The 21,244-nt window shown below is 39.4% G+C and carries 22 protein-coding genes; 16 read left to right on the top strand and 6 right to left on the bottom strand.

Going from position 1 to position 21,244, the window contains the following annotated elements; translation table 11 throughout:
• Nucleotides 1-102 precede the first annotated feature (102 nt).
• Genes mutL through B4B65_RS21440 form a run of 4 tightly spaced genes read left to right on the top strand, consistent with a single transcriptional unit; the run spans nt 103 to nt 4,697 of the window.
• Complete coding sequence (gene mutL / locus B4B65_RS21455; RefSeq protein ID WP_293918746.1) at nt 103-1,989, top strand: DNA mismatch repair endonuclease MutL; 1,887 nt, start codon at nt 103-105, stop codon at nt 1,987-1,989.
• Nucleotides 1,990-2,008: 19 nt separating this feature from the next.
• On the top strand, nt 2,009-2,686 hold the full coding sequence (locus B4B65_RS21450; RefSeq protein WP_293918744.1) for a rhomboid family intramembrane serine protease: 678 nt from the start codon (nt 2,009-2,011) through the stop codon (nt 2,684-2,686).
• A 14-nt stretch (nt 2,687-2,700) separates the two neighbouring features.
• Entirely contained in the window at nt 2,701-3,576 is an 876-nt protein-coding gene (locus tag B4B65_RS21445) for a rhomboid family intramembrane serine protease (RefSeq protein WP_293918742.1), read from the top strand.
• 44 nt (nt 3,577-3,620) lie between these two features.
• Nucleotides 3,621-4,697: an endonuclease/exonuclease/phosphatase family protein gene (locus B4B65_RS21440; RefSeq protein WP_236582304.1), complete on the top strand. Its 1,077-nt coding sequence runs from the start codon at nt 3,621-3,623 to the stop codon at nt 4,695-4,697.
• Here the strand turns inward: B4B65_RS21440 and B4B65_RS21435 are convergent.
• Nucleotides 4,694-6,286 carry a S41 family peptidase gene (locus B4B65_RS21435; protein WP_293918740.1) on the bottom strand — a complete coding sequence of 531 codons (1,593 nt, stop codon included), beginning with the start codon at nt 6,284-6,286 and terminating at the stop codon, nt 4,694-4,696. The two genes, B4B65_RS21440 and B4B65_RS21435, sit on opposite strands and share 4 nt — an antisense overlap.
• 159 nt (nt 6,287-6,445) lie before the next feature.
• Between B4B65_RS21435 and B4B65_RS21430 the strand changes: the two genes are divergently transcribed.
• The 4 genes from B4B65_RS21430 (at nt 6,446) to B4B65_RS21415 (ending at nt 10,140) form a co-directional block, all read left to right on the top strand.
• Complete coding sequence (locus tag B4B65_RS21430) at nt 6,446-7,015, top strand: hypothetical protein (protein ID WP_293918738.1); 570 nt, start codon at nt 6,446-6,448, stop codon at nt 7,013-7,015.
• A 157-nt stretch (nt 7,016-7,172) separates the two neighbouring features.
• Nucleotides 7,173-8,570, top strand: coding sequence for a class II fumarate hydratase (gene fumC / locus B4B65_RS21425; protein WP_201680768.1), 1,398 nt, complete (start codon nt 7,173-7,175; stop codon nt 8,568-8,570).
• A 1-nt stretch (nt 8,571) separates the two neighbouring features.
• A complete protein-coding gene (locus tag B4B65_RS21420; protein ID WP_293918735.1) occupies nt 8,572-9,108 on the top strand; it encodes a fumarate hydratase in 537 nt (178 codons plus the stop codon).
• Between the two features lie 27 nt (nt 9,109-9,135).
• Nucleotides 9,136-10,140 carry an acyltransferase gene (locus tag B4B65_RS21415; RefSeq protein WP_293918733.1) on the top strand — a complete coding sequence of 335 codons (1,005 nt, stop codon included), beginning with the start codon at nt 9,136-9,138 and terminating at the stop codon, nt 10,138-10,140.
• A gap of 60 nt (nt 10,141-10,200) precedes the next feature.
• Here the strand turns inward: B4B65_RS21415 and B4B65_RS21410 are convergent, their stop codons facing one another.
• Nucleotides 10,201-10,578, bottom strand: a complete 378-nt coding sequence (locus B4B65_RS21410) for a DUF3127 domain-containing protein (RefSeq protein ID WP_002999697.1) — start codon at nt 10,576-10,578, stop codon at nt 10,201-10,203.
• 71 nt (nt 10,579-10,649) lie between these two features.
• Here B4B65_RS21410 and B4B65_RS21405 point away from each other — a divergent pair, with 71 nt between their 5' ends.
• From B4B65_RS21405 to B4B65_RS21380, 6 genes are all read left to right on the top strand, one after another.
• Complete coding sequence (locus tag B4B65_RS21405) at nt 10,650-11,828, top strand: THUMP domain-containing class I SAM-dependent RNA methyltransferase (RefSeq protein ID WP_201681655.1); 1,179 nt, start codon at nt 10,650-10,652, stop codon at nt 11,826-11,828.
• Nucleotides 11,821-12,468: an HD domain-containing protein gene (locus B4B65_RS21400; RefSeq protein WP_293918731.1), complete on the top strand. Its 648-nt coding sequence runs from the start codon at nt 11,821-11,823 to the stop codon at nt 12,466-12,468. The genes B4B65_RS21405 and B4B65_RS21400 overlap by 8 nt, the downstream gene beginning before the upstream one ends.
• A gap of 61 nt (nt 12,469-12,529) precedes the next feature.
• Nucleotides 12,530-13,396, top strand: a complete 867-nt coding sequence (locus B4B65_RS21395; protein ID WP_293918729.1) for a phosphodiester glycosidase family protein — start codon at nt 12,530-12,532, stop codon at nt 13,394-13,396.
• Between the two features lie 26 nt (nt 13,397-13,422).
• On the top strand, nt 13,423-14,193 hold the full coding sequence (locus B4B65_RS21390; protein WP_201680773.1) for a glycerophosphodiester phosphodiesterase: 771 nt from the start codon (nt 13,423-13,425) through the stop codon (nt 14,191-14,193).
• On the top strand, nt 14,190-15,029 hold the full coding sequence (locus B4B65_RS21385; protein WP_293918727.1) for an endonuclease/exonuclease/phosphatase family protein: 840 nt from the start codon (nt 14,190-14,192) through the stop codon (nt 15,027-15,029). The genes B4B65_RS21390 and B4B65_RS21385 overlap by 4 nt, the downstream gene beginning before the upstream one ends.
• A 200-nt stretch (nt 15,030-15,229) precedes the next feature.
• Entirely contained in the window at nt 15,230-16,000 is a 771-nt protein-coding gene (locus B4B65_RS21380; RefSeq protein ID WP_293918725.1) for a DUF4197 domain-containing protein, read from the top strand.
• 47 nt (nt 16,001-16,047) lie between these two features.
• Here the strand turns inward: B4B65_RS21380 and B4B65_RS21375 are convergent, their stop codons facing one another.
• Nucleotides 16,048-16,449: a hypothetical protein gene (locus tag B4B65_RS21375; RefSeq protein WP_293918723.1), complete on the bottom strand. Its 402-nt coding sequence runs from the start codon at nt 16,447-16,449 to the stop codon at nt 16,048-16,050.
• Between the two features lie 136 nt (nt 16,450-16,585).
• On the opposite strand from B4B65_RS21375, the gene pepT reads away from it, so the two are divergent.
• Both pepT and B4B65_RS21365 read left to right on the top strand, forming a co-directional pair.
• Entirely contained in the window at nt 16,586-17,848 is a 1,263-nt protein-coding gene (gene pepT, locus B4B65_RS21370) for a peptidase T (RefSeq protein ID WP_293918721.1), read from the top strand.
• A gap of 32 nt (nt 17,849-17,880) precedes the next feature.
• Nucleotides 17,881-18,450, top strand: coding sequence for a nitroreductase family protein (locus B4B65_RS21365; protein WP_293918719.1), 570 nt, complete (start codon nt 17,881-17,883; stop codon nt 18,448-18,450).
• A gap of 193 nt (nt 18,451-18,643) precedes the next feature.
• Here B4B65_RS21365 and B4B65_RS21360 read toward each other — a convergent pair whose 3' ends face one another.
• From B4B65_RS21360 to B4B65_RS21350, 3 genes are all read right to left on the bottom strand, one after another.
• Nucleotides 18,644-19,288, bottom strand: a complete 645-nt coding sequence (locus B4B65_RS21360; protein ID WP_293918717.1) for a hypothetical protein — start codon at nt 19,286-19,288, stop codon at nt 18,644-18,646.
• Between the two features lies 1 nt (nt 19,289).
• The gene (locus B4B65_RS21355) at nt 19,290-19,826 is read right to left on the bottom strand and encodes an RNA polymerase sigma factor (protein WP_201680779.1); all 537 of its coding nucleotides are present in this window, start codon (nt 19,824-19,826) and stop codon (nt 19,290-19,292) included.
• Nucleotides 19,827-19,914: 88 nt separating this feature from the next.
• Nucleotides 19,915-21,168: a YeiH family protein gene (locus B4B65_RS21350; RefSeq protein ID WP_293918715.1), complete on the bottom strand. Its 1,254-nt coding sequence runs from the start codon at nt 21,166-21,168 to the stop codon at nt 19,915-19,917.
• Between the last annotated feature and the right edge of the window lie 76 nt (nt 21,169-21,244).

Raw genomic sequence — 21,244 nt, 5'->3', positions numbered from 1 at the left:
CAAACATCTTGTAAAATATTTAACAAAGATGTATTGTCATTCTTTCTTCACTTTAATCTATACTAAAATTTCGGATCAATTTTTCGTAACTTCGCATAGATTATGTCAGATATTATTCAATTGTTGCCAGATGCTGTTGCGAATCAAATTGCGGCAGGAGAAGTCGTGCAACGACCTGCTTCTGCGGTAAAGGAATTGATTGAAAATGCGATTGATGCCGGAGCAGACAAAATAAAACTTATCGTAAAAGATGCTGGTAAATCAATGATACAGGTCATTGATAATGGATGTGGTATGAGTGTGACGGATGCCAGATTATGTTTTGAAAGGCATGCTACTTCTAAAATACGTAAAGCGGAGGATCTTTTCTCCATCCGCACCATGGGATTCCGTGGTGAAGCTATGGCTTCCATCGCAGCAATCGCACACATAGAATTAAAGACCAGACGAGTAGAAGATGAGCTCGGAACAGTTATCGAAATCGAAGGTTCCAAAATAACAGATCAACATCCTGAAGCGCTGTCTCCGGGAACAAGTATATCTGTAAAGAATCTTTTTTTCAACATTCCTGCAAGGCGGAATTTCCTGAAGAGTAACTCGGTAGAGATGCGTCATATTATTGATGAATTCCAGCGTGTGGCTTTAGCTCACCCTGAAATTTTCTTCAGCCTGCACAGTGACGGCAATGAGGTATACCATCTTCCCGCGGAAACATTGAAGCAACGTATTGTTCACTTACTGGGGAATAATTATAACCAGCGTCTTGTACCTGTAGAGGAAGAAACATCTATAATTACTATTAATGGTTTTATCGGTAAACCTGAGTTTGCCAAAAAGACGCGCGGAGAACAGTTCTTCTTTGTTAACAAAAGATTTATAAAGGATCCTTATCTCAATCATGCCGTTCTCAATGCATACGAAGAGATACTGACAGCAGATAGTTACCCGCTATATGTGCTTTTTATTGATATAGACCCGGCGAAGATTGATATCAATGTTCATCCTACGAAAACGGAAATCAAATATGAAGATGACAAAGCGATCTATGCCATTCTGAGATCTGCCGTAAAACGATCATTGGGACGTTATAACATTGCTCCTACGCTTGATTTTAACCAGGAGACAGGTTTTTCAAATATGATCAGCCAGAAACCTCTTGATGAAATTCAGGCACCTACGATTAATTTTAATCCGGACTTCAATCCTTTTGAACCGGGCTATAAGGAATCTGCTTCCAAATCGAGATCAGACAATTATACTTCCGGTTTTGAGAAAAAAGCAGGAATACCACAAAACTGGGATACTCTTTATCAGATCACAGAAAACGAGACCACCTCATCTGCTCAGCTTCCATTACTTCCTTCAGAAAAGGATGATGAGGAGATTGACATCAATATGCCGGAAGTCAGCGTACAGCAAAGCAAGCAATTCTTTCAGTTACACAACAGGTTTATCGTATCACAGATTCATTCTGGCTTTATGATAATCGATCAGCAGGCTGCACATGAACGTATATTATTCGAACAGTTCCTGGCTCACCTGGAACAGAATCAGGGAATAAGCCAACAGAGCCTATTTCCCCAAACAATAGATCTGAATAGTGCTGACCATGCATTAATGGAAGAAATATTACCGGAAATTCAAAGTCTGGGTTTTCAGTTACGTCCTTTTGGAAAAACAACGTATATTGTAGATGGAATTCCGGCCGATCTGGGGAGTAATGTCAACGAACTGGCTATTATCGAACGGCTTTTGGAAGACTTTAAACATAACAAATCCGAATTAAAACTAAACAAACGGGAAAATCTGGCCCGTAGTCTTGCTAAAAGTGCAGCGATAAAACCGGGAACTCTTCTGGATAATCAAGCCATGGCAGAACTGATTGACAGATTGTTTGCCTGTGAATCACCGAATATTTCACTGTACGGCAAACCGATAATTATTACATTTACATTGTCTGAACTTCTTGAAAAGTTTGGCAAAAATTAATTAGTAAACGAGAATACATATGTTTCCAAATTTATCACCGGTTGTAAAGAATCTACTGATCCTCAATATCATCTTTTTTATTGGATCAAGCCTGGTCTCACAATCTTATCAGTATTTAGCAGCTTTCTATCCGGACTCACCATATTTTAAAGTCTGGCAGATCATAACCTATATGTTTATGCATGGCGGATTTACACATATTTTCTTTAATATGTTTTCCTTGCTGATGTTTGGGCCGATGATCGAACAGGTATTGGGATCAAAACGTTTTCTTAATTTTTACCTTTTCACCGGTTTAGGAGCTTTGGTATTACAATACGGCATACAGGCGATTGAACTTTATCAGTTAGTCGGCACGAGTTTTCCGGTAAGACAAGGTATAGATATGAATGCATTGTCTTTCGAACAGATTGCCTTTATTAAAGAAATCAACTACACACCTTTAGTGGGGGCGTCCGGAGCTATATATGGTATTCTGCTTGCTTTTGCCTATTTATTTCCAAACATTCCGCTACAATTGATATTTATACCTATACCGATCAAAGCGAAGTACTTTATCGGCGGGTTGATCGTTATAGAAATTTACCTGAGTCTTTCCCGTCCGGGAGATTCTGTCGCACATTTGGCACACGTTGGAGGGGCACTGTTTGCATTGATACTGTTGAAAATGTGGGGTATTAGAAAAGGTATATATTAGTTAAATTTGTGAAAATGGCACAAAAAGAGTTTAAATCCTTCTGGAGAGAAACTTTTAAATCAGGATCTCCGGTTCCCATTGTTATTGTGGGACAAGTAGCTCTTTTTGTGATTATTCACCTTTTTGATCTGCTTGCAGAATTAAAAGTTATCCATTATCCTCTTTACGATAAGACACTTCAGAATCTTAGTCTGCCGGTTAGTTTTGACCATTTTCTGCAACAACCCTGGTCTATTTTTTCCTATTCACTGGTTTACACAGGTTTATTTCGTATTCTGTTTGATAGCTTGTGGCTATACTGGATGGGTAATCTGTTTCTGAATTTCCTTAATAGCAGGCAGCTTTGGTATATTTATCTGTCATCTTTGTTTTTAGGAGGGGCATTCTATTTAGCTTTGGGTCAGATTCCTTATCTGGCCAATAGCCCGCAGACATTACTCAATACAGCATCTCTTCCCATAGCAGGCGTCATTACAGCAACAGCATCTCTGGTGCCTTATACAGAAATGCGACTCTTATTTCTGGGGAACATCAAACTAAAAATTGTTGCTTATGTATACCTCGGACTGGAGGTTATATTTTATGCATTAATTAATAAAACTGCTGCTGCAGCGTATCTGTGCATTATACTTTGGAGCTTTATGTTTATCCGCTCACTACAGAACGGAAAGGACTGGAGTAAGGTATTCGCAGCAAAAAGGAAACGGATCAGCAGACTACAGGTTGTGCATCAGAAGGTAGAATACGCTAAATATTCTCATTCCACGATCAATGACCTCCCCAATCAGGAAGAAATTGATCAGATCTTAGATAAAATTTCTTTGTCTGGCTATGAAAGTTTAACTTCACGGGAAAAGGAAGTATTATTCAAAGCGAGTAAGCAAGATTAGAGGGAATGGCAAAAGTTCACTTGTTAAAAAAAAAGCTGGGTTTCTTGAGCAAGACTATTTTTATAGCCAATTTACTGGCTGTAGCAGCTTTGCTTTTGAGTTATTCCGCCTCCTTTATTAACCCCAAGACCTTTTGGCCACTTGCTTTTTTCGGATTGGGTTATCTTCCCATTCTACTGATCAACATCGGCTTTGTAGGTTACTGGCTTATGCGTAAACCTAAGCATGCACTGATCTCATTTATAACTATTGTAATCGGCTGGAATCTTTTGACCAAACACTGGAATTTTAGCGGAGACCATACACAGGAGATCACTGCCGCAGATAGTAGCATACGTGTACTAAGTTTCAATGTCCATCTCTTTAAAACAGCAAAAAAAGGAGAAGAAAAAGACTTTAAACGAGAGGTATTAGGTATTATCGACAGTATCAAACCGGATGTTATCTGCTTTCAGGAATACTACAGTAAGATAAAAGGTAAACATGTTTACGCTAAGGAACTCCGTGAAAATTTTGGTTATAAATACTGGTATTTCGAACCCGCATCTGTCAATGATTACGAAGCATACGGACAAGCTATTTTTTCCAAATACCCTGTGATCCATTCCGGCACTATTGTTAAGAATGAATACGGTATCAATCGTATTATATATGCAGATATAGAAAAGGGCAAAAAAAGTATGCGGATTTATAATGTTCATCTTCGCTCCTTTGCCTTGCAGAACGAAGACAAGGATTTTATTCAAAATCCATCCGGAGAAAGCAACAAAACTGCTACCCGCAGGGTAGGCCGTAAATTAAAGCAGGCTTTTGCTTCGCGTAGTGAACAGGCTGAAGCGTTGAAAGAACATATAGAGACTGCTAAAATTCCCTATATGGTAATGGGTGATTTTAACGATACACCGATGTCATACAGTGTCAACCTGATTGGCAAAGGCATGCAGAATGCTTTCCAGAAGAAAGGTTCAGGCTGGGGTGTTACCCACTATGAAATGCTTCCTATATTTCAGATTGATTATATCTTTACAAGCAATGATTTCAACATCCTGAATTATCAGATTGTCAAAAGAAAACTTTCGGATCACTATCCCATATGGGCCGATGTACAACTGAAGGATTAATTTAATACAGGAGCCAAGACATTGACTGCTCTTTCTACAAAAACATCGTGCCTGTTGCGCACTTTGAAATAAGCATCTCTTCCAAAATAAAAACGTCCCACCAGGGATTCAATATCAGTCTGTATCAGTTGATGCAGGTCATTTTCCTGCTTTTTGCTCAAGACAATTCCCTTATTTTTCAGAAAAGTCATAAAATCTGCGTATTCCTTATCCGGCAAGTGATAGCCCTGAATAAAGTTTTCAATAGAATACGCCGGCGATTTTTTGGTGAACCGCTCATACACAAACTGCTCTGTCAGACTGGAAGAGTTGATTTCCTGATATTTCAGACTCAGTGCATTTGAATCGATAGGTAAGACGACATCCGGATAGATCCCTCCGCCGTTATAAACCTGATTCCCACCCTTAGTGACAAAAGCCTGCTCATGCACATATGTGGTATCCATAAGCCATAAAGGTTCGTGGCTCGTCGGACTTACAAATGCATTAAGGGTATATTTTTTTTGGATATCTCTGCCCAAAGGAGTAAAGTAACGGGCTACACTCAGATTGATCGTAGATCCGTCCGGTAATTCAAACCGTTCCTGTACCAATCCCTTTCCATACGAACGTCTTCCGACGATGGTACCCCGGTCCAGATCTTGTATCGCTCCGGCAAAGATTTCGCTTGCGGAAGCTGAATTCTCATTGATCAGTACGGCAACCTTACCATCCGGAAATACGCCATCGGCAGAAGAGAAGTAATCTTTTCTAAGCTCATTATATCCTTTGGTATACACAATAAGCTTTTTATCTTTAAAAAACTCACTTGCCAGCTGTATAGCTGCATGCAGATACCCCCCACCATTTTCACGAAGGTCTACTATGATACTTCTGGCACCTCGTTTTTCCAGTTCTTTGAGAGCCTTTTTAAATTCCTCTGCAGTCTTCAGTCCGAATCTCCTGATCTTGACATAGGCAACTGTAGGCTGAATCAGATAAGCAGCATCCAGCGAACTTACATTAACCTGATCCCGGATCACTTTTATAGGCTTACCCAACATATATCCTTCCCGCTTTACCAGCACCTGAAGTGCACTTCCCCGTTTCCCGCGGATCATCTTATCTACCTCACTTAGCGGCATACTGACCCCGGCGATCGTCTTTGTATCAATCTGCAAGAGCTGATCCCCAACCCGGAAGCCTGCCTTGTCCGCAGGGCCATTCGGAATAATACTTACGACGAGAAGTGTATCATTCAAATTAAAATATTCAAGTCCTATTCCCTCAAATGTACCCTCCAGTGTTTCATTCAGATTCTGAGCTTCAGCAGCCTGCAGATACGCCGAATAAGGATCCAGACGTGACAAAATATGCGAAATAGCATCATCCTGTATAGCGTCCATATTGATGCTGTCTACATAGCTGCTCGATATCAGATCCATCATTCCCTGAATTTTGTACGAGTTGTCCACCCCCAGCGGATCCAATACTCCACCGGCAGCAGTTCGCTGTTCATTCGAATAATATTGACCTAAAATGAGACCCAGCATCAGCACACCACCATAAGTCGCCGCCACAAAAATATTCCGCCTTGTATTTTTTTGCATGTCTAGATTTTCCGACACAAAATTAACGAGTTTTTTAAACTTTTGAGTTAATATGTAAGAGATATTATAGTAACAAATCTATCTTTATTTAGTTTTTAATCAGGATTTTTTACCAATTTTGACACCAAAACGATAATCGAATTCAACAAACAGAATATCATGCACGAAATCGAGCCTTTTTATAATTGGAGAGACTATTATATTGCCTCGGAAGATGAACTGTCCCCTTTTTACGGAACGATCTATAATGAGTTTGAATACGACAAACAGATTTATAATTTTTTACTCCATCCTCAGTGGGATCACTTTGGCTCTTCGACCCTGTATTTAAAGGTTTTGTATGTAGATTACGACAAAGGCTATACTATTATTGAATTTATAGGAGAGTGGAATGATGCTATCTATAATGACATTATGCTGCTGAAAAGAGAATTGATAGATCTGATGATCGATGAAGGCATTACCAAATTCATTTTAATCGGCGAAAATGTCCTTAATTTCCACGCTTCAGATGATCTTTATTATGAAGAGTGGTTTCAAAATATTGAGGACGGATGGATAGCTGGCCTTAATTTCAGATCACACGTCATCGAGGAATTTAAATCTCATAACATAGACTATTACATCAATTTCGGAGGAATATTCGATCAGATGCCATGGCGTACCCTGAAACCAAAACAGTTGTTTCATCATGTGAATGAACAACTGACAAGAAGACTGGGCTATTGACAGTCTTGCCAGCAGGTATCGGATCATCGATAGGAAAAACAGTATACACAAAAATAATCTGTTTATTGATGAGCCAGCCTTACAATCTGACAGATATCATTTTCGGTTTAAGGTTTAGTTCATTAACTTTGTGAGATAACTATAAAATATAAATACTATGTCATTTAGAATCGAAAAAGATACTATGGGCGAAGTACAGGTCCCTGCAGATAAATACTGGGGGGCACAAACGGAGCGCTCACGCAATAATTTCAAAATCGGACCTTCTGCATCTATGCCTCATGAGATTGTAGCAGGCTTTGCTTATCTAAAAAAAGCTGCAGCTTATGCTAATCATGAATTAGGTGTATTACCTGTTGAAAAGCGTGATGCTATCGGTGCTGTATGTGATGAAATCCTTGCGGGTAAACTGGATGACCAGTTTCCGTTAGTAATCTGGCAAACGGGTTCAGGTACACAGTCTAATATGAATGTGAATGAAGTCGTAGCTAACCGTGCTCAGGTACTTGCCGGTTTTAAGATTGGCGAAGGCGAACCCGTCCTGAAAGCAAATGACGATGTCAACAAGTCTCAATCTTCTAATGACACCTTCCCTACCGGAATGCACATTGCAGCTTATAAAGCCGTAGCAGAAGTAACTATCCCCGGTGTGGAGAAACTTCGTGATACATTGGCGAAAAAAGCGGAAGCATTTAAGAATGTAGTAAAAATCGGCCGTACACACTTAATGGATGCTACTCCGTTGACATTAGGTCAGGAATTATCCGGATATGTAGCTCAGTTAAACCACGGTTTAAAAGCATTGAGAAACACATTATCTCATTTATCCGAATTAGCTTTAGGTGGTACTGCAGTAGGTACAGGATTAAATACTCCTGACGGATACGACGTAGTTGTCGCTAAATATATTGCCGAATTTACAGGTCTTCCATTTGTTACAGCAGAAAACAAATTTGAAGCTTTAGCCGCTCATGATGCCATCGTAGAAACTCACGGTGCACTAAAACAACTTGCTGTTTCCTTAAATAAAATTGCAAACGACATCCGTATGCTGGCCTCAGGTCCTCGCTCAGGAATCGGAGAAATCCTTATTCCGGAGAACGAACCAGGATCTTCTATCATGCCTGGAAAAGTAAATCCTACACAATGTGAGGCTTTGACTATGGTTGCAGCTCAGGTAATGGGTAATGACGTAGCTATCACTATCGGTGGTACACAAGGTCACTATGAGCTTAATGTATTCAAACCTCTGATGGCGGCGAACTTCCTTCAGTCGGCACGTTTACTGGGTGATGCCTGCGTATCCTTTGACGAACACTGTGCAAGCGGAATTGAGCCAAATTACAAACGTATTAAAGAACTGGTAGATAACTCATTGATGTTGGTAACAGCTTTAAACACTAAAATCGGGTATTACAAATCTGCAGAAATTGCACAGACAGCACATAAAAATGGTACTACTTTGAAAGAAGAAGCTGTTCGTTTGGGCTATGTCTCTGCTGAAGATTTTGATGCTTGGGTAAAACCTGAAGACATGGTGGGAAGCCTGAAATAATATGGTGAAGATTAAAAAATCCATTTTTTCACTTTTAAAAGCATACCTGCTGCCTTTAGCAGGTATGCTTTTGATTTTTGGAAGTTGCCAGCGACGCTCCGATATTCAGGGAAAAGGGGCGGAATATCTGCAAGGCGTCTGGGAACAGGATAGTATACCACATCAGGATCAGATGCTGTCCTATACTTTGCATTCCTTCAAAATCACCTGCGACTCCATTTATACGACCATGGATGTGCATTCAACGGTACAACGCATGTCAGATAGCTGCTATCAAAACGGAAACTGGAAAGAATATGCCAAAGCTGTATACGTTGTCAGAGGAGACAGTATGATCGTAGAAGGAGTTTATACGAAGGAGAACGGAAAACAGAAATTATCCGGCTGTTATAAACAGGGGCAGTACCTGCCGAGATTCAAAATTGCAAAATACAGCAAAGATTCTCTGATTCTGGAAAATCGTTTTGATCAGCGTCCAATAGTACTTCATAAAAAACAAGACATTACCTGTGTTCCTAAAAAACGCTGGGAATTGTAAATCATCCACAACTTTTTATCAGATGCCATGGCAACCCGCGCTATTTACATCAGCAATATCCGCATCCTGGCTACCATAGGTGTCATCCTTATCCATGCAACCACCGGATATTTACAGAGTGCAGCGGTGGGATCGTTCAATTGGGATTATGCAAACTGGATAAACGGGCTGACACGTTGTGCAGTCCCTCTGTTTGTGATGATCTCCGGAGCATTGCTTTTGCAGAAAGATGAAAGCACGACAGATTTTTACAAGAACAGGCTCTTAAAAATTATCCCGCCGTTTTTGTTCTGGACTATTGTTTACATTATCTATTATTTTTCCCGATACACTTCCTTTGATCAGTTGTCTTTTCAACAGATTGTTAGTATATCATGGCAAAAATTGAGAACAGGTGCAAATGCACATCTTTGGTATCTGTATATGATATTAGGGCTTTACCTTGCAGTTCCCTTTTTAAGAAGGATGATCAGATCAGCTTCTTTGCGGGAGATAGAAATTTTTCTTCTGATATGGTTTATCTCCTTATACGTTACAAATAAAAGATGGGAGGAGTATTTCCTGAAGATAGATCTTACATTCTTCTCCGGATATATTGGTTATTTTGTACTAGGCTATTATCTTTCGGTCAAAGACTTCAGCCGTCAAAAGATTCTTTCGCTGGTTATTTTTAATACAGCTTGTGCTTTTACGATTGGTATAACGCACCACCTTAGTATCGCACAACAAAAGTATGATCCCTCTTTCTACGGTTATGTCCTTCCTAACACCGCACTTGCTGCAGCAGGAATTTTCTCCTTTTTGAAAGCGGTTTCTTCTGCCCGGAATATCCCCGGATGGATGGATGCTATAGACAAATACAGTTTTGGTATTTACTTAGCTCACATTCTGATATTGAACTATGTACATCCCCGGTTACCGGATGAAATCTGGATCAAGGTTCCTCTGGCTACTATTGCTACCCTGTTGGGAAGTATGCTCTTGATTTATCTGATACGCAAAATACCTTACGGAAAGTATGTTGCCGGATAAAAAACAAGAAGGGCAACAATAATCATTGTTGCCCTTCCTATATATTTTAAATTGATCAGATTAGAAAGGCAAATCGTCATCATCTGAACCTGAAGAAGAAATATCAACCGGTGCAGGCATATCTGCATATCCAGGAGCCGGAGCCGCAGCTGAAGAACCTGCTAATTTTGTTACTCTCCATGCCACTAAAGAATTGAAGTATGTAGTGATACCTTCTTTATTTGTCCAGGGACGACCTCTCAGGTTAAATGAAATTTCAATTTCCTCACCGATTGTAAGGTTATCAAAAATGGACGTTCTATCTTGTGTAGCTTCAAAACGAATATATTCTACAAATTGCGGGTTTTCTGCATAAGCAACAATGATATCACGTTTTTTGAATGATTCTGTTACCTGCTGAGTTGCCCCAACTTCATGTACTTTTCCTCTAATTTCCATAATGTTAAATATTAAACCGTAAAAATAAGCAATTTTTGAGTACAAGATTAACTAACTTTGTCAAAATTACTATGGAAGTTTTCAACACCCCCAATAAAATCATTATAACTTGCAATAAGAGACTTTCTCCTTATCTGCAAGAAGAAGTCCAGGCCTTAGGTTTTGAGATCAAACGTACATTCAATACAGGAGTAGAGCTATACAACTCTGTAAACGAATCTATTAAACTAAACCTCAATCTGCGTACAGCCTCCCAGATCTTGTATTCTTTAAAGGAATTTAAAGCCTCGAATCCGGAAGAATTATACAACGAACTGGTCAAAATTGAATGGGAAAATCTAATCCCGTTTGACAGTTATTTTTCTGTAACATCCAATGTGAGTAACGAGACAATCACGACTCCACTTTTTGCGAATGTAAAAGTGAAAGATGCTATAGTAGACCGGATCAAAGAGAAAAAAGGCGTTCGTCCGAATACCGGCCCTGAGCTTAATAAGGCTGTCATTCATCTTTACTGGAAGGATGACCGTGCAGAAATCTTTCTGGATACCTCGGGAGAAACTCTTGCAAAACATGGTTATCGTAAGCATCCGGGTAAAGCTCCGATGTTGGAAGCACTGGCTGCAAGTACAATATTTGCGACGAAATGGGATGATAAATCGCCTTTTGTCAATCCGATGTGTGGATCGGGAACTTTAGCGATAGAGGCAGCACTTATAGCAACAAACCGCAGACCAGGATTATACCGCATGAATTACTCATTTATGCATTTTATCGGGTATAATGAAGAGGTCTTTTTTCAGGAAAGAAGAAACCTGAAAGAACAGGTTAACAAAAAAAATACACCTACTATAATTGCCTCTGACATTTCAGAAGAAGCTATTGAAATTGCGAAAATGAATGCACGCACTGCCGGTGTGGATCAGTTGATCCATTTTGAAGTATGTGATTTTGCAGAAACATCCGTCCCTGACGAAAAAGGAGTTGTTGTATTCAACCCGGAATATGGAGAGCGATTGGGTACGCATACCAAACTGGAAATTACCTACAAGCGTATAGGTGATTTTATGAAGCAGAACTGTAAAGGATACAAAGGCTATATTTTTACAGGGAATCCTGATCTGGCTAAAAAAATCGGGCTTAGGGCTTCCAGAAGAACAGAATTTTATAATGGTAAGCTAGACTGTAGGTTACTGGAATATGATCTGTATGAAGGTACACGCGATAAGACAAAAGTAATCTATGAATAATATCATTGAGAAAACGGTAGCATTTGTTAAAAAAAGTCTTGAGCAGGCCGAATCCGGCCATGACTGGTGGCATATACAGCGGGTATGGAATAATACCCGTATGATCCTCCAACATGAGGAGGCTGATGAGCTTATCTGTGAATTGACAGCACTTTTGCATGACATTGCAGACAGTAAATTTCATAATGGTGATGAAACGATAGGTCCGCGTGTAGCCGGAGAATTTCTAAGCAGCGAAGGTGTAGATCCTCAGGTCGTAGAACAGGTACAGGCTATTATCCTAAACATGTCATTCAAGGCGAGCCTCGGAGAGCGCAATTTTCATTCAAAAGAATTGGAAATAGTTCAGGATGCCGACCGGCTGGATGCAATAGGAGCAATAGGTATTGCAAGAGCCTTTACTTATGGTGGCTTTAAAAACAGAGAAATCTATAATCCGAATATTCCTGTTATGGAAAATATGGATAAAGAAGCGTATAAGAAAACCACTGCCCCTACCATCAATCATTTTTACGAAAAACTGTTGCTACTGAAGGATAAGATGAATACGCCTACTGCTAAAAAGATGGCAGAAGGAAGACATCAGTACATGGAGCAATATCTGGAACAATTTTATGCAGAATGGGAAGGAGTAAAATAACAGTTACTTAACTGTTATTTTATTCTAATTAGGTAGATTAGTAGTCACAAACTAATTTCCTATGGATCGTTTTGCTTATGCAATAGTTCTTTTATCCACATTTATATTTCAGTTTTCTTTTGCGCAGGAAAGCGATTCCTTACTTGTGTCCAACAAGCAATGGCAAGAAAAACAGCTGAAACCCGGTATCGTATGGAAACAGGGTCACTTTGACAATCTCTTCAAAGGTGAGCAGGAGATCAACTTTATTGAAATTGATCTTCAGAAAATAAAACAACCTATCCGGCTTGCGGGTCTGCATACCGGATTTAAAAATACAACTACATTCGCATCTGAAGTCAACGCAACCGCAGCCATCAACGGAGCTTTTTTCAACACGAAAACTGGCGGCGGAACCACACTTGTCAGAATCAACAAACAACTTATCAATGAAACCGTACTGAAAGAAGGCAAATCTGATAAAAGAAGTTTTCGAAGTAATGGAGCATTGGCATTTAACGCTAAAAAAATTGTTATTCTAAAAGGTGATGACTGTGACAGCACATGGGATAAAAAAATAAAAATGCCTAATGTCATGACCTGTGGTCCGCTGTTATTACATCAATCACACCGTGCAGACCTTGACAGTAACGCCTTTAACAATAATCGTCACCCACGCACGGCAATAGCATTGACAACAGACCGAAAACTGATTCTGATTACTGTTGATGGCCGCAATGCGAAAGCCTATGGGATGTCCCTTATTGAGCTTTCGGATGTACTGAAATGGCTAAAAGGAAAGGATGCGCTTAATCTGGATGGTGGCGGATCTACAACATTATACATAAAAGATGAAGGTAAAAATGGGATTGTCAATTATCCGACAGACAACAAACTCTTTGATCATGAAGGAGAAAGAGCTGTAGCAAATGCCATTTTAGTTTTATAAACGCTCAAACAACAAATTAAACATATATGAAAAACCTGGTTTTAAGTCTGCTCATTTTAGGAGCAAGTATTTCTGCTGTATCTGCCCAAAAGAATCCTATTATCGCCCATCGTGGTGCATGGAAGAACACAAACTTACCTCAGAATTCTCTCGCATCTCTTGATGCGGCAATTACAGAAGGTGTATTTGGTTCTGAGTTTGATGTCCACCTTACAAAGGACGATGTACTGGTCGTAAACCATGATAATGATTTTTATGGTTTGGATATTGCCACTTCTACCTACGATGAATTGTTAAAGAAGAAACATCCCAACGGAGAATCTATCCCTACGGCAGAAGAGTATCTGAAAGAAGGTTTGAAACAGAAAAAAACGAAATTGATCTATGAACTAAAAACAAATAAACTGGGTCTGGATCGTACCTTGTTAGCTGCTCAGAAATCTGTAGAACTTGTCAAAAAGCTAAAAGGAGAAAAGATGGTAGAATATATCGCTTTTGATTACAATGCCTGCAAAAAAATTGTAGAGCTCAATCCTAAAGCAAAAGTTCATTATCTGATGGGAGATAAAAGTCCGCAGGAATTAAAGAACGATAAAATGGCAGGTGCCGATTATCATTTCTCTGTGTATAAGAAAAATCCAACCTGGATAAAAGAATTGCAGGATCTGGGTCTTAAAGTAAATGCATGGACTGTAAATACAGAAGAAGAAATGCAGATTTTGCTGGATCAAAAGGTAGACTATCTGACTACGGATAATCCGGAATTGTTAGCTGAACTTCTAAAAAGTAAAAAATGAGAAAAACGATTATAACTACTGTTCTTGTTGCACTTATCAGTACGCTTACGTACGCACAGCAGTTTCGAATTGCGACTTACAACATCCGTCAAAAAAACACACATGATATAGGTAACATGTGGGATGAACGAAAAGAAGCATTAACCAATCTCATCAAATTTCATCAGTTTGAAATATTCGGGACACAGGAAGGATTTAATGATCAGCTGGCTGACATGGAGCGTTTATTACCAGGGTTTAAGTACATTGGTGTTGGACGAGATGATGGTGCTGAACAAGGGGAATATTCCGCAATTTTCTACGACACCAAGCGATTTGAAGTCTCCAAGAGTGGAACATTCTGGCTCTCAGCCACAGATATCAGCAAACCAAATAAAGGATGGGATGCTGCTTTGCCAAGGATCTGTACCTGGGGAATATTCAAGGATAAAAAAACCAAAAAACAATTTATCCTCATGAATACTCACTTTGATCATGTCGGTGTCACTGCCCGTAAAGAAAGTGCAAAACTGATGATGGCCAAAGCCAAAGAATTTGCAGGAAACTTACCGCTCATTATTACCGGTGATTTTAATGTTTCGGAAACAGATGAAGCATATTTCACATTAGCAAACAGTGGGGTTGTTGCCGACAGCTACACCAAAATTGATAATAGATATGCTCCAAACTCAACTTTCAATGGTTTTGGCAAGAGCATTAAACCGGCAGAACGCATAGACCATATATTTATCACCCCTCAGTTTTCTGTTAAAAAATATGGAATTCTGACGGATACTTATGTTGGAAAATACCCTTCAGATCACTTCCCTGTCATGGTAGATCTGATACAGAATTAAGGTCTATTCTCTTATACAGAACCAATATACGGATTACTGACTCCTGTTGCAGGAGTCAGTAATTTCTACTTCCTAAAAACAGGTTGTTTCTTCAACCTGATACCATTCTCTATTTTATTTTTCCTACTTTTTGAACGGTAGATTAAACGCTACACGATTTTCGCAATCATACTATTATCTTTGTAACAGATTTTTACGACATGAAAAAACACATTTACCTTACTCTCGCCATATCATTATTAGCCGGGTCACTGACACAAGAGGCTCATGCTCAGATTCTAAAAAAAGTAACAAAAAAAACAAATCAGCAACAACAAAAGGATACTTCTGCGAGCAAGACAACATTGAGCAGTACGGAAATGAATTCCGGCCTTAAGCAGGCGTTGAGCAATGGTCTGACATCCAGTATAAATTCACTGTCAGCAAAAGATGGTTTTCTCGGTGATGCAGCTGTGAAAATTTTAATGCCTCCTGAAGCACAGAAAATCGAAAAAACACTGCGAAGTGTAGGTATGGGGAAATTATGTGATCAATTTATTTCCAGTCTTAATGGTGCTGCCGAAACAGCAGTCAAAGAAGCTGCTCCGGTATTTGCCAATTCTTTATCCAAAATGACTATTACAGATGCTTACAATATTCTTCTGAGTGGAAAACAGGATGCGGCTACGACATTTTTCAAAACAACGACAACCCCGGAGTTAACCTCCAAATTCAGCCCTATAGTAGAAGGAGCATTAGGAAAAAACAATGTAAGTACTTACTGGACGCAATTAACCTCAGCCTATAACTCTCTTCCTTTATCTCTGTCAAAAGTGAATACAGATCTGAATGCTTATGTCACGCAGAAAGCTATTGATGGTCTTTTTATTAAAGTAGCAGATCAGGAATTAAAAATCAGAAATAATTTGGGTGGTACACGTACTACTCCCCTGCTGCAGAAGGTTTTCGGATGGGCTGATGACAAAAAATAAAAACACACAACACATACTGCTTTGTATAAAGTCAAAGCAGTATGTATTTATAATTTTATAGACTTGATACCCCTTCCCAGATAAGCTTCATACATCTCTGTCAGTTCCTGATATTTGAAGATGATTACCACACCTATTCCCATCAGCAAACCCTTTACAGTCAGGCTCAGCATAAAATAATCTGTGATCATAATATGAGTAGCCAACAGATAAGCGCCACTCATGATGAAAAATAATCCACAGATAATGATATACAGTTTAAAAAGAATCTGCATATTTTTCCGGCCTCTTTTGAGCAAAAGACTCCATATTGGAATCAGCAGATAACTCAGCAATATTCCTAAGCCTGTTCTAAAGCAAATATCATTATCACTAAAAATCAGGAAGGCCTGCACAAGTAATAATATAACAAATGTGGTCTTATAAAACGGAAGCGCTTTGTTTTTCAAAATTTAAGATTTTAATAAAAGTAACTTAAAATAAGGCAATTACCAAATATAAATAGGAATACCCTTTAAAATTCGTCAATACCTTTATAGTTTCGTAATTTTGTGCTTATCATTTTTTTAAGCGTAAATTTTCACCATGAGTACATTTGATATCAATAGCATAACAGATTTTTCGGTCTCCGAAAGATTTCAGCGCTATGTACAGATCGACACCCAATCAGACGCCGAATCACCGAGCTGCCCTTCCACTGAAAAACAAAAAAACCTTGGTAATCTCCTTGTAAATGAATTGCTGAGCCTTGGTATCACAGATGCGGCAATAGATGAAAATGGCTATGTATATGCTACAATTCCTTCAAACACAGATAAGGATGTTCCTAAGATCTGTTTTTGTTCACATATGGATACTTCTCCTGATTCATCTGGTAAAGATGTAAAGCCCTTGGTACACAGCAATTATCAGGGTCAGGATCTGGTATTACCGGATGATCCCAACATTGTTATCAAATTTGATCAGCATCCGGATCTTGCCAATCAAATCGGCAATGATGTGATTACAGCCAGCGGAACAACTTTATTGGGAGCAGACGATAAAGCAGGGATCGCCGAGATCATGGATGCTGCACGTCTCTTCATGAATCATCCTGAAATCAAACACGGAGATATCAAGATCTTATTTACACCGGACGAAGAGATTGGCCGTGGGGTAGATAAAGCAGATCTCAAAAGACTGGGAGCTGACTATGCCTATACTATGGATGGTGAGCGTGCCGGAACAATTGAAGATGAAACATTCTCTGCAGATGGTGCTACAATAACGATTCAGGGTGTATCCGTGCATCCGGGATTTGCCAAAGGTAAAATGCAGAATGCTGTCAAAATTGCCGGAGCAATTATCGATGCGCTTCCGAAGGACAGGCTTTCTCCTGAAAGCACCAATAAAAAAGAAGGTTTTATACATCCTGCAGGTGTATCCGGAACAGTAGAAAAAGCGGTTATTCATTTTATAGTTCGCGACCATATCACTTCCAACCTCAAAAAACACGAAGACGAACTGGAGGCAATTGCAGAATCTGTCATCGCCCGATATCCGGGTACTACTTTCACAATGGAAGTAAAAGAACAGTACCGTAATATGAAAGAGGTGCTCGACCAGTATCCGCAGATTATGGAAATCGGCATGGAGGCTATCAAACGAGGAGGCATGACACCTGAAAGAAGAAGTATCCGCGGTGGTACGGACGGGTCACGCCTATCGTTTATGGGACTTCCCTGCCCAAATGTATTTGCCGGAGGACATGCTTTTCATGGCAAACAGGAATGGGTATCTGTACAGGATATGCAGAAAGCGGTTATTACTATTCTGCATATTGCAGCACTGTGGGAAGAGAAGGCATAATTTCTAAAATATAATTTTTGACTATATACAATATGAGCAATAAGAACGAAGTAATCGAGGCAATACAAACACGCAGAGCAGTTTTTCAAGCCAATTTCACAGAGCAGGAAGTAAGCCGTGAAGATATTCTGACGATATTGGAAGCTGCGAACGCTGCACCTACACATAAAAGAACACAACCATGGCGTTTTGTGATCTTCCGCAAAGAAGGATTAAAACGTCTGGGTACAGAACTTTCCCGTATTTATAAAACGGTTACACCTGCAGAAAAATATCAGGAAAAAACAGAGATCACCATGGGCGAAAAAGCAACGACTTCCAATGTTGCTATAGCGCTTATTGTCAATTATACAGGCGAACTGCCTGAATGGGAAGAGTTGGCAGCAACATCATGTGCTATAGAAAATCTTTGGCTGGCGGCACATTCTCTTGGATTAGGCGGTTACTGGGCCAGCCCGGGATTAATCAATCACCTGGGAGGATTTTTAAATCTGGAAGAGAATCAGAAATGTATCGGTATCTTTTACCTGGGTCATCACCAGGCAGAAAGCAGAGAGCCGATCCGTACACCAATATCAGAAAAGATCCGTTGGGAAGAATAATAAACAAGAAAGGATGAATCTCAGATTCATCCTTTCTTGTTTTATCTTGAAGGGTATATTACTTTCCCATTTAAGGACCTTTTTCCAGTAATATCTTAGAACAGTTTGGTAGTGCGTGCGGGTGTCCTCACCGGCAACACAGAAGTAAGAACCTCTCCCTAACCCTCTCCTTAAATAAAACTGGTAATATTTATTATCTTGACGGGTACACTATCCGGAGTGTAGCAGATTTACCTTCCCATTTAGGACCATTTTCCAGTAATGCCTTTGAGCTGTTTGCGATCTGATCATTATCAGCCTTTTCTATTCGGATGTTAAATGGTTTGCCCTTTCCATCTATCTCAAAAGAAACAGTTACACTTCCACCCACTTCTAAATTGGGGTTATTTTTCTGTATATAATTATCCAGTTTTTTCCAGCCTCCTGCCGGTACAGCTTCTCCCCCACTCATGATAGGTTCGACTTCAATACTATATTCTCCTGCACTTAACTCTACATCTACTGTACGTGATTGCTTTTGAACCATATAATTCTTCATCCACAAGAAGACCAGTGATACCACGAACAATACAGCTGCCGCAGAAGCAATAGAAAGTCTCTGCCAACCGAAAAAACGAACTCCTTTTTCCTGATGTTGCTCCGCTACCCGCTTATTCAGTCGTTGTTGCAACAGACTCAGCTTTCCGATATCTACCTTATTTTGCATACGGTATCCATCGATCGCATCCTGTAGGAACGGATCTTCCAGCGCCTCACGTTCCAGTTGAAACATCTCATCCTTGCTCATCAAACCATTGATGTAGTTGTGAATACGTGATAGTTGATAATTATTTTCCATTTTACTTCTTCTCCATACATATTTTAAGGTTGCGCTTTCCGTTCTGAATATAGCTTTTCACCTTATTCATATCATACCCGGTTTCTTCTACGATATCCTTATAACACTTTTGTTCCAGATAAAATAACCGTACACAACGCTCCTGCTCCGGATTAAGGGTTAACATACAGCTTTCCAGTTTTTCGAAATGTGCTTCATCCCATAACTGGTCAGAACTGTTATCTAACAAATGCTCACTCTCTGCAAGATGATCCTCAATGTCCACCTGTTGCACACGTTTATCTTTACGAAGTTGCATCAGGCAATAGTTCCGTGAAAACGTGTATAACCAACTTTTGAAGTTATCCACCTGATGAATTCTCAATTTATCAATCAGCTCTTCAAATATTTGCATCACTGCATCCTGACTACGATCTGCATCATTCAGGTATTTAAAGCAAACACCATATAAAAGCGACATATAAGGAGCATATAACTTGCCCAATACATCCAGTTCACCGCTGGCACGATATTGTTGTAAAAGTTCCCTTTCTGTCATAAAAAAATTATTCCTTCACTGATATTGATGCTTTAAGTTACATTTTTCCATATAAAAAATGGAAAAATAACAGATTACTAATCCTGATTTACCGGAATAACACTAAAGCAATTAAGAGTGTAACTATAACATTGAAAGTCTGTGCAATCAGAAATGCGTAAAGTGGTTTTTTATTATCCTGTTTAAAAAGATCTTTAAAGTTGGTCTCTAAACCTATAGAGGTAAAAGCCAGAGCAAACCATAATCCCTGAAGACTTTTTAAACTTCCTTTTACAGTATCCACTTTTTCCGGTGAGATGACAAAAGAGAAAAGTAAGGATGCAAAAATAAAACCGATTACAAATTTGGGGAATCTCTCCCAAATAACTTTTAAAGTAGGCTTTTCCTGTTTTGTCTCTTCATTGACTGATTTGGAATAGCTCCAGTAAATACTGATTGCAAAAGCAGCAATCCCCAACAATACATTCTGTGAAAACTTAACGATGGTACTTATTTTCAAAGCTTCCTCTCCGACCAGTGATCCGGATGCAACCACAGCACCCGTCGTATCAATACTTCCACCAAGCCATGCTCCGGTTACTTCCTGTGAAAGTCCCATCCAGCTGGCCATATAAGGCATAAAAATCATCATCGGTATAGCCGTGATCAATACTAATGAGATGACATAAGATAGCTTCTTACTGTCTCCTTTAATCGCTCCGGATGTGGCAATCGCTGCTGAAACACCACAAATAGAAACGGCACTGGAGATCATCAGAGACATTTCATTATCTATTTTTAACTTTTTACACAACCAAAACGCAAAGTACCACACGGAAACAACAACAACAAGAGCCTGTATTAATCCCAAAGAGCCTGCTTTGAGGATATCACCAAAGATGACAGTAGTTCCCAGCAATACCAGGCCTATCTTCACATACAACTCTGTGCTTAATGCTTCTTTAAACCACTGCGGTAACTTAAAAAAATTACTGATGACCAGCCCTATCACTAAACTAAAGATGACGGCCTCCAGATTATAATCCTTGACAACAGCATTACCCGCAGCAATTAGTGCGAATACAGTCAACACAAATACAACGGGAAATACAGTTAACAGAGCTTTTAAAGGTTTAGACAGTAATACTGCTCCAACAATTGCAGTTCCGTAAACAGCGGCAAACTGAAATATTATGGCCATAATATTTTCAGAATTCAGGACATTATGCTGAAGGGACGGCAAGTCTGACCAGGAAAATTTCGGAGTTGGAATAATAATCCCTGATAATGCTAAAGCAATGATTCCCAGACCTAAAATGACCACTACCCAGTCTTCTGAAAATTGAAATTTTTGATTATCCATAATTTTGAGGTTGATTAATTTGTGACCGGCAGATTGATGAATAGATACTGCCTAATCTAAAAATAACGAATCACAA

The sequence above is a fragment of the Sphingobacterium sp. UBA5789 genome, assembly GCF_002418355.1.
In the GTDB taxonomy this organism is placed as follows: Bacteria; Bacteroidota; Bacteroidia; order Sphingobacteriales; family Sphingobacteriaceae; genus Sphingobacterium.
The sequence above is the reverse complement of the archived record's forward strand: the minus strand, read 5'-3'. Positions and strand labels throughout refer to the sequence as shown.

Coding starts and splice junctions, on each gene's coding strand:
- B4B65_RS21420 (WP_293918735.1), top strand. CDS start 8,572: ATGGTGAAGATTAAAAAATCCATTTTTTCACTTTTAAAAGCATACCTG.
- B4B65_RS21415 (WP_293918733.1), top strand. CDS start 9,136: ATGGCAACCCGCGCTATTTACATCAGCAATATCCGCATCCTGGCTACC.
- B4B65_RS21430 (WP_293918738.1), top strand. CDS start 6,446: ATGCACGAAATCGAGCCTTTTTATAATTGGAGAGACTATTATATTGCC.
- mutL (WP_293918746.1), top strand. CDS start 103: ATGTCAGATATTATTCAATTGTTGCCAGATGCTGTTGCGAATCAAATT.
- B4B65_RS21390 (WP_201680773.1), top strand. CDS start 13,423: ATGAAAAACCTGGTTTTAAGTCTGCTCATTTTAGGAGCAAGTATTTCT.
- B4B65_RS21360 (WP_293918717.1), bottom strand. CDS start 19,288: ATGGAAAATAATTATCAACTATCACGTATTCACAACTACATCAATGGT.
- B4B65_RS21405 (WP_201681655.1), top strand. CDS start 10,650: ATGGAAGTTTTCAACACCCCCAATAAAATCATTATAACTTGCAATAAG.
- B4B65_RS21350 (WP_293918715.1), bottom strand. CDS start 21,168: ATGGATAATCAAAAATTTCAATTTTCAGAAGACTGGGTAGTGGTCATT.
- B4B65_RS21395 (WP_293918729.1), top strand. CDS start 12,530: ATGGATCGTTTTGCTTATGCAATAGTTCTTTTATCCACATTTATATTT.
- pepT (WP_293918721.1), top strand. CDS start 16,586: ATGAGTACATTTGATATCAATAGCATAACAGATTTTTCGGTCTCCGAA.
- B4B65_RS21365 (WP_293918719.1), top strand. CDS start 17,881: ATGAGCAATAAGAACGAAGTAATCGAGGCAATACAAACACGCAGAGCA.
- B4B65_RS21450 (WP_293918744.1), top strand. CDS start 2,009: ATGTTTCCAAATTTATCACCGGTTGTAAAGAATCTACTGATCCTCAAT.
- B4B65_RS21445 (WP_293918742.1), top strand. CDS start 2,701: ATGGCACAAAAAGAGTTTAAATCCTTCTGGAGAGAAACTTTTAAATCA.
- B4B65_RS21355 (WP_201680779.1), bottom strand. CDS start 19,826: ATGACAGAAAGGGAACTTTTACAACAATATCGTGCCAGCGGTGAACTG.
- B4B65_RS21435 (WP_293918740.1), bottom strand. CDS start 6,286: ATGCAAAAAAATACAAGGCGGAATATTTTTGTGGCGGCGACTTATGGT.
- B4B65_RS21410 (WP_002999697.1), bottom strand. CDS start 10,578: ATGGAAATTAGAGGAAAAGTACATGAAGTTGGGGCAACTCAGCAGGTA.
- B4B65_RS21380 (WP_293918725.1), top strand. CDS start 15,230: ATGAAAAAACACATTTACCTTACTCTCGCCATATCATTATTAGCCGGG.
- B4B65_RS21400 (WP_293918731.1), top strand. CDS start 11,821: ATGAATAATATCATTGAGAAAACGGTAGCATTTGTTAAAAAAAGTCTT.
- B4B65_RS21385 (WP_293918727.1), top strand. CDS start 14,190: ATGAGAAAAACGATTATAACTACTGTTCTTGTTGCACTTATCAGTACG.
- fumC (WP_201680768.1), top strand. CDS start 7,173: ATGTCATTTAGAATCGAAAAAGATACTATGGGCGAAGTACAGGTCCCT.